Annotated in this window: 10 protein-coding genes and 1 riboswitch; of the genes, 7 read left to right on the top strand and 3 right to left on the bottom strand. The window is 71.8% G+C overall.

The features are described 5' to 3' along the window. Window positions 1–21: 21 nt before the first annotated feature. Window positions 22–182, top strand: a riboswitch (cyclic di-AMP (ydaO/yuaA leader). Window positions 183–194: 12 nt separating this feature from the next. Together AB0D14_RS24465 and AB0D14_RS24460 are read left to right on the top strand one after the other, a co-directional pair. Then, window positions 195–983: a M23 family metallopeptidase gene (locus tag AB0D14_RS24465; protein ID WP_362782531.1), complete on the top strand. Its 789-nt coding sequence runs from the start codon at window positions 195–197 to the stop codon at window positions 981–983. A 251-nt stretch (window positions 984–1,234) separates the two neighbouring features. Further along, entirely contained in the window at window positions 1,235–1,927 is a 693-nt protein-coding gene (locus AB0D14_RS24460) for a GntR family transcriptional regulator (RefSeq protein WP_362782528.1), read from the top strand. 215 nt (window positions 1,928–2,142) lie between these two features. On the opposite strand, the gene AB0D14_RS24455 is transcribed toward AB0D14_RS24460, so the two are convergent. Then, window positions 2,143–2,424 (bottom strand): HPr family phosphocarrier protein, encoded by a 282-nt coding sequence (locus tag AB0D14_RS24455; RefSeq protein WP_362782526.1) that lies wholly within the window; start codon window positions 2,422–2,424, stop codon window positions 2,143–2,145. A gap of 268 nt (window positions 2,425–2,692) precedes the next feature. Between AB0D14_RS24455 and AB0D14_RS24450 the strand changes: the two genes are divergently transcribed. The 4 genes from AB0D14_RS24450 to AB0D14_RS24435 are packed head-to-tail and all read left to right on the top strand — an operon-like array spanning window position 2,693 to window position 8,225. Beyond that, the gene (locus AB0D14_RS24450; RefSeq protein ID WP_362782524.1) at window positions 2,693–5,698 is read left to right on the top strand and encodes a GNAT family N-acetyltransferase; all 3,006 of its coding nucleotides are present in this window, start codon (window positions 2,693–2,695) and stop codon (window positions 5,696–5,698) included. Window positions 5,699–5,730: 32 nt separating this feature from the next. Then, window positions 5,731–6,327, top strand: a complete 597-nt coding sequence (locus AB0D14_RS24445) for a DUF5998 family protein (RefSeq protein WP_362782694.1) — start codon at window positions 5,731–5,733, stop codon at window positions 6,325–6,327. Continuing rightward, window positions 6,327–7,514: a nucleotide pyrophosphatase/phosphodiesterase family protein gene (locus tag AB0D14_RS24440; RefSeq protein ID WP_362782521.1), complete on the top strand. Its 1,188-nt coding sequence runs from the start codon at window positions 6,327–6,329 to the stop codon at window positions 7,512–7,514. Before AB0D14_RS24445 ends, AB0D14_RS24440 begins: the two co-directional genes overlap by 1 nt. Window positions 7,515–7,568: 54 nt before the next feature. Continuing rightward, window positions 7,569–8,225 carry a thymidine kinase gene (locus tag AB0D14_RS24435; RefSeq protein ID WP_362782518.1) on the top strand — a complete coding sequence of 219 codons (657 nt, stop codon included), beginning with the start codon at window positions 7,569–7,571 and terminating at the stop codon, window positions 8,223–8,225. 36 nt (window positions 8,226–8,261) lie between these two features. On the opposite strand, the gene AB0D14_RS24430 is transcribed toward AB0D14_RS24435, so the two are convergent. Then, window positions 8,262–9,056, bottom strand: a complete 795-nt coding sequence (locus tag AB0D14_RS24430) for a VOC family protein (RefSeq protein ID WP_362782515.1) — start codon at window positions 9,054–9,056, stop codon at window positions 8,262–8,264. A gap of 314 nt (window positions 9,057–9,370) precedes the next feature. Between AB0D14_RS24430 and AB0D14_RS24425 the strand changes: the two genes are divergently transcribed. Continuing rightward, entirely contained in the window at window positions 9,371–10,198 is an 828-nt protein-coding gene (locus AB0D14_RS24425) for a sulfurtransferase (protein ID WP_362782513.1), read from the top strand. 111 nt (window positions 10,199–10,309) lie between these two features. On the opposite strand, the gene sepH is transcribed toward AB0D14_RS24425, so the two are convergent. Continuing rightward, the gene (gene sepH / locus AB0D14_RS24420; protein WP_362782510.1) at window positions 10,310–11,392 is read right to left on the bottom strand and encodes a septation protein SepH; all 1,083 of its coding nucleotides are present in this window, start codon (window positions 11,390–11,392) and stop codon (window positions 10,310–10,312) included. Window positions 11,393–11,707 lie beyond the last annotated feature (315 nt).

Raw genomic sequence — 11,707 nt, 5'->3', positions numbered from 1 at the left:
GTGCGCCGCGTCCGCGGCACCGGACAGTCATCGCCGAGTCCCCGTACGGCGCGAGCCAGGGGAGCCGGGGACCCATGTGTAGTCCCTGGGGTGAATCGGACGCCCTTCCCGAAGGGGGTCCGTAGGAGACCTTCCTGCTCCGAACCCGTCAGCTAACCCGGTAGGCGAGAAGGAAGGAAAGGACCAGCCACTTCATGGCGTTCACCCGCGCCACGGGGAAGCACCGTCTTCCCAGCCGTATGCAGCGCACGACCCGCAGGACGGTGGGCGTCGCCGCACTCGCCACCACCGGTGTCGTAGGCACTCTGGCTGCCGCCCCGGCGTTCGCCGCCGAGAGCGCCGTCGAGCAGACCGGCCTCACCCAGGCCGTCACCATCGGCGACTCGATCGCCGACGAGATCGACGCACAGGCCGCCGCGCAGCGGCAGGCTGCCGAACAGGCAGCCGCCCGCGAGAAGGCCGAGGCCGACGCGAAGAAGCGTGCCGAGGAGGCCGCGGCGAAGGCCAAGGCCAAGGCCGAGGAGGAGCGCGAGGTCAAGGCCCGTGCCGCCCGCGAGGCCGAGCGCAAGCGCCTCAACGCCTACACCGCGCCGATCGCCGGCTCGTACGTCTCCACCTCCTACCAGGCCGGCGGCGGCGTCTGGTCCTCCGGCAGCCACACCGGCATCGACTTCCACGCCGCCAGCGGCACCGCCGTGCACGCGGTGGGCTCCGGCACCGTCGTGGAGGCCGGCTGGGGCGGCTCCTACGGCAACCAGGTCGTCATCAAGATGACCGACGGCACGTACACCCAGTACGGGCACCTCTCGTCCGTCGGCGTCTCGGTGGGCCAGACGGTCACTCCGGGACAGCAGATAGCCCTCTCCGGGGCGACGGGCAACGTCACGGGGGCGCACCTGCACTTCGAGGCGCGTACGACCGCGGAGTACGGCTCCGACATGGATCCGGTCTCGTACCTCCGCTCGCACGGCGTGAACGTCTGACCCACGGCACGGCACGGCACAGCACGGCACGCGGCACGGCACCACACCGCACCTCCGTCGAAGGCCCCGGCTCACCACGAGCCGGGGCCTTCGCGTGCCGCACCGGACGACTGCCTGTTCAGAGGCGCGGTGTGTCCAAAAAATAGCCATGGATTTCGGGCTGCCTTCGGAATTTCCCGTTCTCTGCAATAGAGTCACCGAACAGGCGTCAATCGACCGCGTTTCGCGGGGATTAAGGCGGAGGCTCGGTCATGCGTATTCCCGCGCGCTCGGTATGCACCGCGATCCGTGACGACATCGTCGCGGGTGTCTACGAGCGCGGCAGCCGGCTCACCGAAGAACTGCTCGCGCGCCGTTACGGCGTCTCGCGGGTCCCCGTACGCGAGGCGCTGCGCACCCTGGAGGCGGAGGGCTTCGTGGTCACCCGCCGGCACGCGGGCGCGTGCGTCGCGGAGCCCACGGAGCATGAGGCCGCCGACCTCCTGGAGATGCGCATGCTGCTGGAACCGCTGGGGGCCGCCCGGGCCGCTCAGCGCCGCACCGAGGCTCACCTCAAGGTCCTGCGCGGTCTGGTCAGACTTGGTCAGGAGCGGGCCAGGCGGGGCAACAGCGAGGATCTGCGCTCGCTCGGGGGCTGGTTCCACGAGACCCTCGCGCAGGCCTCCGGCAGCCAGGCGCTGACCTCGACGCTCGGCCAGTTGCGGCACAAGATCGCCTGGATGTACTCGGTGGAAGCACCCGCGCAACCCGCCGAGTCCTGGACCGAGCACGGGGCCATAGTGGACGCCGTGGCCCGTGGTGACAGCGACCGGGCCCGGGCGATCACGGCGCTGCACACCGAGCGGGCGACGACCGCGCACCGGCTGCGCTTTCCCGGCGGGAGCCGCGTCGAACGTGTGAGGACTTCGCAACATCCCGTAAACACGGCGAGCCTGCGGCATTAACAGAGACGCCGTATACAAAGAGGCGTATTCGGCGGGAGTTTATTTCTGCTGCCCATTTCCCGCGTCACCGGAATTGTCGAGCGCGTGATTTCCGTCTGAACGGATCTGCACGGAAACAGCTGCGCCGGTCCCGCGCGAAAAGCAGGAACAGGAACGGCGGAGCCGCGTCGCCCGGGGTGCGGGTGACGCGGCTCCGCCGTAGGTGAGGTGCGCGGTCAGACGGTCTCGGGGAGTTCGTCGAGACCGTCGGCGACCAGCTTCGCCAGGCGGTCGAGCGCGGCGTCCGCGCCCTCGGCGTCGGAGGCCAGGACGACCTCCTCGCCCCCCTGGGCGCCCAGGCCGAGGACCCCGAGCATGGAAGCGGCGTTGACGGGGTTGCCGTCAGCCTTGGCGATCGTCACGGGGACGCCGGAGGCCGTGGCCGCCCGGACGAAGATGGAGGCGGGGCGGGCGTGAAGGCCCTCGGCCCACCCGACGTTGACGCGGCGCTCAGCCATGTGATGCTGCCCTTCGATGTCTCAAGGTTGTCTAGACCAGTGTTCCATACGTGAAGCGGGGCCCGAGTGGTGCGGACCCCAAGACTGCCCCGTGCCCCGGCCGGACGCGAACGCGCCCGCACGGACCGCAGGCCTGCCCGTTGCCGGGGCGCGCCGGGCAGCAAACCCGCCATCGCCAGGAAGCGAGCCCGCCATCGACGGTCGACGGCCCCGTCATCGCCGGGCAGCGACCCCGCCGTTGTCGGACCGGAGTCGTACTCTGGGCCCCATGCAGACCCCGTCGGACCGGCACGAGTACCCCGCTCACTGGGAGGCCGACGTCGTCCTGCGCGACGGCGGCACCGCGCGCGTCCGGCCGATCGCGGCCGACGACGCCGACCGCCTCGTCAGCTTCTACGAGCAGGTGTCCGACGAGTCGAAGTACTACCGCTTCTTCGCGCCGTACCCGCGACTGTCCGCCAAGGACGTCCATCGCTTCACCCACCACGACTTTGTGGACCGGGTGGGACTCGCGGCCACCGTCGGCGGCGAATTCATCGCCACCGTACGCTACGACCGTATCGACACGGACGGCCTGCCCGCCTCCGCCCCGGCGGACGAGGCGGAGGTCGCCTTCCTCGTCCAGGACGCCCATCAGGGCCGCGGCGTGGCGTCCGCCCTCCTCGAACACATCGCGGCCGTCGCCCGTGAGCGCGGCATCCGCCGTTTCGCCGCCGAGGTGCTGCCGGCCAACAGCAAGATGATCAAGGTGTTCACGGACGCGGGGTACCAGCAGAAGCGCAGCTTCGAGGACGGCGTCGTACGCCTGGAGTTCGATCTGGAGCCCACCGACCGTTCGCTCGCCGTGCAGCGGGCGAGGGAGCAGCGGGCGGAGGCGCGCTCCGTGGCCCGGCTGCTGGCGCCCCGTTCGGTCGCGGTCGTCGGAGCGGGCCGCACGCCCGGGGGAGTGGGGCACAGCATCCTGGAGAACCTGCGGGCCGCGGGGTTCACGGGGCGCCTGTACGCGGTGAACGGGGCGCTTCAGGAGAAGGAACTCGCCGGAGTCCCGGCCCACCGTTCCGTGCGGGACATCGCCGAGCCCGTCGACCTCGCCGTGATCGCCGTCCCGGCCGAGCGGGTTCCCGAGGCCGTCGAGGAGTGCGGGCAGCACGGGGTGCAGGGGCTCGTCGTGGTCTCCGCGGGGTACGCCGAGAGCGGCCCCGGGGGCAGAGAGCGTCAGCGTGAACTCGTGCGCCAGGCGCGTACGTACGGAATGCGTCTCATCGGGCCGAACGCCTTCGGAGTCATCAACACCTCTCCGCGGACACGGCTCAACGCCTCGCTCGCGCCGGAGATGCCGCGTGCCGGGCGTATCGGCCTGTTCGCCCAGTCCGGGGCCATCGGGATCGCGCTGCTGTCCCGACTGCACCGGCGCGGCGGCGGGGTCACGGGAGTGACGGGCGTGTCGACCTTCGTCTCCTCGGGCAACCGCGCGGACGTGTCCGGCAACGACGTCCTTCAGTACTGGTACGACGACCCGGACACCGATGTCGCGCTCATGTACCTCGAATCGATCGGAAATCCGCGGAAGTTCACCCGCCTCGCGCGGCGCACGGCGGCGGCCAAGCCGCTGGTCGTCGTCCAGGGCACACGGCACGGCGGAGCCGCGCCCCAAGGCCACGCCGTACGGGCGACTCGGCTGCCCCACGCCACGGTGTCCGCCCTGCTGCGGCAGGCCGGGGTCATCCGGGTGGACACGATCACCGAACTGGTCGACGCGGGGCTGCTGCTGGCGCGCCAGCCCCTGCCCGCCGGCCCGAGGGTCGCGATTCTCGGGAACTCCGAATCGCTCGGGCTGCTGACGTACGACGCGTGCCTCGCCCAGGAGCTGCAACCGCTGCCGCCCCGCGACCTGACGACGGACGCTTCGGCCGAGGACTTCCGCGTCGCGCTGGCGCACGCGCTCGCCGACGACGCCTGCGACGCCGTCGTGGTCACCGCGATTCCGTCGGTGGGCGAGCGGTCCGCGCCGGACGACGCACTGGCGGAGGCCCTCCGTTCGGCCTCGGCCGCAGCTCCCGACAAGCCGGTTCTGGTGGTCCACGTGGAACTGGGAGGGCTCGCGGAAGCCCTGTCCGCGGCCGCCAGTACCGCACCGCAGGCGGCTCCGGCTTCCCCCGGCGGCGCACCCGTCGATCGCACGACGGTCGACGGCGCAACCGTCGCTCCCGCAATCGTCGACCGCCCGCCCGTCATGGAAGCGGTGACCGAGGTGGAGAGCGCCGAGGTGGAGAGCGCCGAGGTGGAGAGCGCCGAGGTGGAGAGCGCCGAGGTGGAGAGCGCCGAGGTGGAGAGCGCCGAGGTGGACTCCCGGCTCATCCCGGCCTACCCCGCCGCCGAGCGGGCCGTACGCGCGCTCGCGGAAGCCGTGAAGTACGGCCAGTGGCGGCGCGAGGCCGCCGACCCCGGGCGGGTTCCCGAGTGCGAGGACATCGACGAGAAGGGCGCGGCCGAACAGATCGGCCGTCTCCTGGCCGACGGTGCCGGTGGTGCCGGTGGTGCCGGTGGTGCCGGTGAAGCCTCCGCCGAGCCGGGAGAGGCGGAGGGCGGGCTCACCCTCGGCCCCGACGACACCTGCGCCCTGCTGGGCCGGTACGGCATCGACGTCCGTCGTGCCCTGCCCGCGCCCACGCCCGGGGAAGCCGTGGCGGCGGCGGAGCGCCTGGGTTACCCGGTGGCGCTGAAGACGACCGCCCCGCACCTTCGGCACCGCGCCGACCTGGGCGGCGTCCGGCTGGACCTGGCGGACGAGGAGCAACTGCGGCGGGCGTACGCCGAGCTGACCAGCCTCTTCGGGAAGCCCGAGGAACTGCGCCCGGTGGTGCAGGGGATGGCCCCTCGCGGCGTGGACACGGTCGTACGCGCGGTCATCGACCCGGCGGCCGGAGCGGTGCTCTCCTTCGGGCTCGCGGGGGCGGCGTCGGAACTGCTCGGGGACACCGCGCACCGGCTGATTCCGGTCACCGACCGCGACGCGGCCTCACTCGTCCGATCCATCCGGACCGCGCCGCTCCTCTTCGGCTGGCGGGGCTCGGCCCCGGCGGACGTCGCGGCACTGGAGGAACTGCTGCTGCGCCTGTCACGCCTTGTCGACGACCACCCGGAGGTCGTTTCCGTGTCCCTGGAGCCCATCGTCGTCGCCCCGCGCGGGCTGAGCGTGCTCGGTGCCTCCGTGCGGCTCGCGCCGCCGCCCGCCCGCGACGACCTCGGCCCACGCACACTTCCTGTGTACTGAGCGGTGCCTCGCAGTCAGTGCGCCCCCGTAGGATGGACATCATGGCCAAGACCAGTACGACGACCCAGGGGCTGCGAGCGGCGATCGAGCGCAGCGGCTACTACCCGGCCCTCGTGGCCGAGGCGGTGGAGGCCGCTGTGGGCGGCGAGCCCATTCGGTCGTATCTGGTCCACCAGGAGACGACGTTCGACGCCAACGAGGTGCGTCGGCATGTCACGGTGCTCGTCCTCACGGACAACCGCTTCATCGTGAGCCACACGGACGAGCAGGCGGCGGACAGTACGTCGCCGACGCCCTACGCGACCACCTCCACCGAGTCCGTGAAGATCGGCCGGATCTCGTCGGTCGTGCTCAGCCGGGTCGTGGCGAACCCGGAGAAGTACGTCGTGGGGACGCTGCCGCGCGAAGTCGTCCTCACCATCGGCTGGGGCGCGGTCGCCCGCATCGACCTGGAGCCGGCGGCATGCGGCGACCCCAACTGCGAGGCCGACCACGGCTATACCGGCAGCTCGACGGCGGACGACCTCAGCCTGCGCGTCAGTGAGGCCGGTGACGGGCCGGACGCCGTGCGACAGACGCTCGCCTTCGCACAGTCGCTCTCCGAGGCGACCACGGACGTCACCCGCTGATGTCCCAGCACGTCTGGGACCACCCTGAACCACTCACCGTCGATTCCGCGCCCGTACCCGAGTACGGAGGCGGTTCCCTCGCCGATCTGTTGCCCACCCTGGCCGCGGGCATGGACGTACCGGACATGACCGCCTCCCTCGCGGAGCTGAGCCCGGCCGACCGCAACTGCGTCTTCCTGATCGACGGCCTCGGCTGGGAGCAGCTGAAGGCGCACCCGGACGAGGCCCCATTCATGAGTTCCCTGCTGGGCAGCTCACGAGGCGGCACCGGTCGGCCGATCACGGCGGGCTATCCCGCGACCACCGCGACCTCGCTGGCCTCGGTCGGCACCGGACTGCCGCCCGGAGCACATGGACTGCCCGGCTACACCGTGCGCAACCCGGAGACCGGCGAGCTGATGAACCAGCTCCGCTGGCTTCCCTGGACGAAGCCGGGCACGTGGCAGCCGTACCCCACGGTGTTCCAGCTGGCCGACGCGGCGGGTGTGCACACGGCCCAGGTGTCGTCACCGCACTTCCAGAACACCCCGCTGACGAAGGTCGCGCTCAGCGGCGGGACGTTCCACGGCCGGCTGACCGGCGAGGACCGTATGGACTTCGCGGCCGAGCAACTGGCCGCCGGGGACCGCTCGCTGGTGTACACGTACTACGCCGAGGTGGACGGCAAGGGCCATGGCTTCGGCGTCGACTCCGACCCCTGGCGCGGACAGCTCATGTACGTGGACCGGCTGGTCCAGCGTCTGGCCGAGCAACTGCCGCCCCGCACGGCCCTCTACGTCACGGCCGACCACGGCATGATCGACATCCCTTTCGACGAGCAGCACCGGATCGACTTCGACGAGGACTGGGAGCTGCGCGCGGGAGTCGCCCTCCTCGGCGGCGAGGGCAGGGCCCGGCATGTCTACGCGGTCCCGGGCGCCGAGTCGGACGTCCTGACCTGCTGGCGCGAGGTGCTCGGCGAGCAGTTCTGGGTGGCCTCGCGCGACGAGGCGATCGCGGCGGGCTGGTTCGGACCGCACATCGACGAGCGGGTGTACGCGCGCATCGGCGACGTGGTCGCGGCCGCCCGGGACGACGTGCTGATCATCGCGTCCGAGCGGGAGCCGAAGGAGTCGGCGATGGTCGGCAACCACGGCTCCATGACTCCGGCGGAACAGCTCATCCCGCTTCTGGAAGTACGTTCCTGACCTGCCCCCCCCAAACGCCCACGAACCGCTTTGCCGAAAGGTGCTCAACTCCCCATGCCCGAGCTGGTGTTCTTCTCCGGAACCATGGACTGCGGGAAGTCGACGCTGGCTCTGCAGATCGAGCACAACCGATCGGCCCGCGGGCTGCAGGGCATGATCTTCACCCGGGACGACCGCGCGGGCGAGGGCAAGCTGTCCTCCCGCCTCGGCCTGGTCACGGACGCGGTGGAGGTCGAGGACGACCAGGACGTGTACGCGTACCTCGTCGACCACCTCTCACGGGGCGGCCGTGCGGACTATGTCATCGCCGACGAGGCGCAGTTCCTCGCCCCCGAGCAGATCGACCAGCTCGCCCGCGTGGTCGACGACCTGGACATCGACGTCTTCGCCTTCGGCATCACCACCGACTTCCGCTCCAAGCTGTTTCCCGGCTCCCAGCGCCTCGTCGAACTCGCGGACCGTGTCGAGGTCCTCCAGGTCGAGGCGCTGTGCTGGTGCGGCGCCCGCGCCACCCACAACGCCCGCACCATAGGCGGCCGAATGGTCGTGGAAGGTGCCCAGGTCGTCGTCGGCGACGTCGACCAGTCGGAGGACGTCGGCTACGAGGTGCTGTGCCGCCGTCATCACCGTCGGCGGATGACCGCGGCCACCGCCCGGGCGGGCGTACTCTCCCCGGACGTGCTCCCGGTGGACGCCGTGGCCCGGCGCTGACGGACCGGCGCTGACGGTCGGCCCGGTGCTGACGGCTCAGCGGCTCGTCCGCACCACCGAGAACGCCGCCCCCTCCGGGTCCGCCACTGTGGCGACACGGCCGTGCGGGCTCTCGTGCGCCGGTTCGAGGACGTGGCCGCCGAGGTCGATGACGTGGGCCACGGCCGAGTCCACGTCGGCGACCTCGAAGTACGTCATCCAGTGGGCGCCGCGGTCACGGGGGAGGGCGTCGCCCACGCCGTGGATGCCGGCCACCGGGCGTCCCTTGATGTGCAGGGTGAGGTAGTCGAAGTCGGCGGAGACGACGGGCTCCTCCTCGTAGCCGAAGACCGTCTCGTAGAACTTGGCGACACCCGCGGAGTCACGTGTGATGAGCTCGTTCCAGGCCAGGGCCCCGGGGACACCGGTGATGCTCGCACCGAGGTGGGCCGCGGCCTGCCAGACGCCGAACACGGCGCCCGAGGGGTCCGAGGCGATCGCGAGGCGGCCGGCCTCGTCGGCGACCAGGGGCCCGACGCCGACCGTGCCGCCGCAGTGCCGGACCGTCTCCGCCGTCAGGTCCACGTCGTCCGAGGCGAGGTAGGGCGTCCACGCGACAGGCAGATGGCGGTCCTGCGGAAGCCGGCCGATGCCCGCCACCTCCTGCCCGTTCAACTGCGCCCGCACATAGGCGCCCAGGTGCTGCGGGCCGGGCTGGAACTCCCATCCGAACAGTTCCCCGTAGAACTCCTGGGTCGCGGCCATCCCGTGCACCATCAGACTCACCCAGCAGGGCGTGCCGGGCGCGTACGCAGTGCCGTTCAGGTCGGCCGACCCGCGTCCCTCGGTCATCGTCACCCTCTCCTCGGCGCCTCGTGGGGCCGCTTCACTTCCGCTTTTGCACCGGGCGTACCGCCGATGCGGACCGGGGGAGCCCGGTGTTGATGGTCGCACCACCGCGGGCATGCCGCGCTTCGGCCGAACGCCCCACGACGGGAGGGTGCCCGCATTCCTGTTGCTCACCCGTTTCCCGGCGATTGCCTGCGCGTGTCCGTCGGCCGTACAGCGTGTGCCCGTTCCCGCACGCCGCGTGGTCGGTGCGGTCCGGCGGAGCACGGTAGCCGGACCTGGACGATGTAGCCACCCCGTGCGCGAGGATGGTGGCCATGAACGCCATCATCTCCGCATCCCGACTCGCGAGCGACCTGACGGGGCCGAACCCGCCGGTCGTACTGGACATCCGCTGGCAGCTGGGTGGCCCGAACCTGCGCCAGGCCTACGAGGAAGCGCACATTCCGGGCGCCGTCTACGTGGACCTGGACACCGAACTCGCAGCTCCCGCCGGTACGGCGGGCCGCCATCCGCTGCCCGACGCGGAGGCCTTCGGCGCGGCCATGCGCGCGGCCGGGGTGTCCGAGGACCGTGATGTCGTCGTGTACGACGGAGGGCTCGGCTGGGCCGCCGCGCGCGCCTGGTGGCTGTTGCGCTGGACGGGTCACCCCTCGGTGCGTGTACTTGACGGCGGTCTCGCGGCCTGGAGCGGCCCGGTCGAGAGCGGCCGGCCGGCTCCGACCGCCGGAACCTTCGTACCGGCTCCCGGAGCGGTGCCCCTGCTGGACGCCGACGGCGCCGCGTCGCTGGCCCGCACCGGTCTGCTGCTCGACGCCCGGGCCGCCGAGCGCTACCGCGGCGACGTCGAGCCGATCGACCGGGTCGGCGGGCATGTCCCCGGTGCGATCTCGGCGCCGACCACCGGGAACGTGGCCGAATCCGGGTGCTTCCTCCCGGCCGGCGAACTCGCCGACCGTTTCAGGTCGCTGGGCGCCGACAGCACGTCCGAGATCGGCGTCTACTGCGGGTCGGGCGTCTCCGGAGCGCACGAGGTACTCGCGCTGGCGGTCGCGGGTATCCCGGCCGCGCTGTACGTGGGCTCCTGGTCGGAGTGGTCCCAGGACGACGGGCGCCCGGTGGCCACCGGCCCCGACCCGCAGTAGCCCCACGGGCGCGGCGGCCCGGCGGGCCGGTAAGGAAGGGCGGACGCACAGCGAAGGACGGACGGGAGCGGAAAGGGCTCGCACCGAGATGGTGCGAGCCCTTTCCATCTTCTAGTCCTGCTTCTTGCGGCGTGTCCCGAAGACGATCTCGTCCCAGCTCGGTACGGCCGCTCTGCGTCCCGGACGGACCCCGTCCGCCTCGGCCTGCCGGTCGGTGGCGCCGACGAGCCGTTCGCGGTGGCTGGCCACCGCGCGCGGCATGAGGACGTCCGCGTAGGCGGAGCCGGCCGAGGCCGCGGGAGCCGGCGGCTCCTCCACCTCGGGCTCCGGGGCGGGCGGCTCCTCCGTCGCCGGGAACTCCGCGGCTGAGGCCGTCGAGGCGGCGGGGGCGGCCGAGGGCCGCTCGGGCACGACCATGTCACCGCGGAAGCTGGGCACCGCCTCAAGAAGGCTGGTCAGCGAGTCACGCTCACTGACGCTCTCCTCGATGTCCGGCTCGGACGGCGACGCGGGCAGGCTCGGCCGCTCGATCTGCCGGTCCAGGGCGCGGTCCAGCGGACGGTCGCGCGGCAGCCGGGCGATGCGCGGCACGAACGGGAAACTGGGCTCGGCCGCGGCGAGGTCGTCGGACTCACCGATCAGCGAGCGCGCCTCGTCGTCGACGGCCTGTACGAGCCGCCGGGGCGGGTCGTACGTCCAGCTCGCCGCATGCGGTTCGCTCGCCACCCGGTAGACCAGCAGGACCTCCCAGGTGCCGTCGTCACGGCGCCACGAGTCCCACTGGACGGTCTCCTTGTCGGCGCCGCGCAGCGTGAGGCGTTCCTGCACCGCCTCGCCGAGCTGGGGGCCGGTCGTCTCGCCAGGCCGGCGGACGGGAGTCTTGCGGGCCCGCTCCGCCATGAAGGCGCGCTCGGCGAGCACGGGTCCCTCGAAGCGGCGCACGCGGTCGACGGGGATCCCGGCGAGCTGGGCGACCTCTTCGGCGGATGCTCCCGCGCGTATACGTGCCTGGATGTCTCGGGGGCGGAGATGGCTCTCCACCTCGATCTCGATCTGGCCGAGGCGCGGACGGTCGCCGCGTACGGCGGCGCGTAGACGCTCGTCAATCGGAAGCGTGTACTCCGTGCTGTCCGCAGCCTTCAGCACCAGCCGTGTGCCGTCATTGGAGACGGCCACGACACGCAGTTCGGGCATGGGGACCTCCCGGGTGGTGCCTGCCGACGTCACGTGCGTCGCTGCTTCCGCTAGTCGAGTGTGGCCTGCCCGGGTGCAGCCTGCCACAACCTTGCCGAGTTGCCCGGCGTGTCGGGCGGTGGCCCGAGCTTGCCGTTATGGCACGGTTACCTATTCGCAACGCTAAGTGACGAACCTCATCACCCTGTGCAACGAGCCCCCTCCCGGCGGTCCTGGAAGGCCCCGGACGCCCTGGCGAGTGTCCGGACCCAGGGCTCGCAACAGTACTCCATTCGGGCCACTCGCGTAGATCGGCGCGTCACCGAACTTCTGTCC

It is taken from the genome of Streptomyces sp. NPDC048484, from assembly GCF_040651415.1.
Lineage (GTDB): Bacteria > Actinomycetota > Actinomycetes > Streptomycetales > Streptomycetaceae > Streptomyces.
Note: the sequence above shows the minus strand (reverse complement) of the source record. Positions and strands in the feature narration are given on the sequence as shown.

Bases quoted from the DNA above. Each gene is read 5' to 3' on its own strand.
- AB0D14_RS24455 (WP_362782526.1), bottom strand. From the start codon at position 2,424: ATGGCTGAGCGCCGCGTCAACGTCGGGTGGGCCGAGGGCCTTCACGCC.
- AB0D14_RS24430 (WP_362782515.1), bottom strand. From the start codon at position 9,056: ATGACCGAGGGACGCGGGTCGGCCGACCTGAACGGCACTGCGTACGCG.
- AB0D14_RS24460 (WP_362782528.1), top strand. From the start codon at position 1,235: ATGCGTATTCCCGCGCGCTCGGTATGCACCGCGATCCGTGACGACATC.
- AB0D14_RS24440 (WP_362782521.1), top strand. From the start codon at position 6,327: ATGTCCCAGCACGTCTGGGACCACCCTGAACCACTCACCGTCGATTCC.
- AB0D14_RS24450 (WP_362782524.1), top strand. From the start codon at position 2,693: ATGCAGACCCCGTCGGACCGGCACGAGTACCCCGCTCACTGGGAGGCC.
- sepH (WP_362782510.1), bottom strand. From the start codon at position 11,392: ATGCCCGAACTGCGTGTCGTGGCCGTCTCCAATGACGGCACACGGCTG.
- AB0D14_RS24445 (WP_362782694.1), top strand. From the start codon at position 5,731: ATGGACATCATGGCCAAGACCAGTACGACGACCCAGGGGCTGCGAGCG.
- AB0D14_RS24465 (WP_362782531.1), top strand. From the start codon at position 195: ATGGCGTTCACCCGCGCCACGGGGAAGCACCGTCTTCCCAGCCGTATG.
- AB0D14_RS24435 (WP_362782518.1), top strand. From the start codon at position 7,569: ATGCCCGAGCTGGTGTTCTTCTCCGGAACCATGGACTGCGGGAAGTCG.
- AB0D14_RS24425 (WP_362782513.1), top strand. From the start codon at position 9,371: ATGAACGCCATCATCTCCGCATCCCGACTCGCGAGCGACCTGACGGGG.